At 76.8% G+C, this 848-nt stretch carries 1 protein-coding gene; it reads left to right on the top strand.

Going from position 1 to position 848, the window contains the following annotated elements; genetic code table 11:
* Window positions 1–115 precede the first annotated feature (115 nt).
* Window positions 116–848 (top strand): ABC transporter ATP-binding protein (locus N866_RS19170; RefSeq protein ID WP_052023275.1); only part of this gene is annotated, 733 nt, incomplete at its 3' end.

The raw sequence follows: 848 nt of genomic DNA, 5'->3' as shown, positions 1-848 counted from the left end.
CCGGCGGCGGACCGGCGGCGGACCGTCGGCTGACCGGCGGCTGACGGGCGGCGCGGCCGGCGAGATGCCGCCGTCGGACGGGAGCCCGCGGCGCTAAGGTCGTCCGTCGAAGGAGGTGACCGTGCAGGAGCTGCGGCTGACGGGCGTGACCCGCACCTTCGGCGAGCGGCGCGCCCTGGACGACGTCACCTTCACGGTGCGGCCCGGGCGGGTCACGGGCTTCATCGGCGCGAACGGCGCGGGCAAGACCACGGCGATGCGCATCGTCGTCGGCGTGCTGGCACCGGACGCGGGGACGGTGACCTGGTCGGACCGCCCGGTCACCCGTGCCGACCGCCGCCGCTTCGGCTACATGCCCGAGGAGCGCGGCCTCTACCCCAAGATGGCCGTCCTGGAGCAGCTCGTGTACCTGGGCCGCGTCCACGGTCTGCGGACGGGCGTGGCGCGCGGCCGCGCCGAGGCCCTGCTGGAGCAGCTCGACCTGGGCGAGCGGGCGGGCGACCTCCTGCAGACCCTCTCCCTCGGCAACCAGCAGCGCGTCCAGGTCGCGGCGGCCCTCGTCCACGACCCCACCGCGCTCGTCCTGGACGAGCCGTTCTCCGGGCTCGACCCGCTCGCCGTCGACGCGATGGCGGCGCTCCTGCGCGAGCGGGCCGCCACGGGCGTCCCCGTGCTGTTCTCCTCCCACCAGCTCGAGCTGGTCGAGCGGATCTGCGACGACGTCGTCATCATCGACCACGGCCGCGTCGTGGCCGCGGGCTCCGCCGACGACGTCCGCGCCGCGCACACCGCCCGGCGGCTGCGGCTGCGCGTCGAGGCGCGCGGCGCGCAGGGGGACGGGCGGGAGG

This window comes from Actinotalea ferrariae CF5-4, assembly GCF_000603945.1.
Classification (GTDB): domain Bacteria; phylum Actinomycetota; class Actinomycetes; order Actinomycetales; family Cellulomonadaceae; genus Actinotalea; species Actinotalea ferrariae.
The sequence above is the reverse complement of the archived record's forward strand: the minus strand, read 5'-3'. Positions and strand labels throughout refer to the sequence as shown.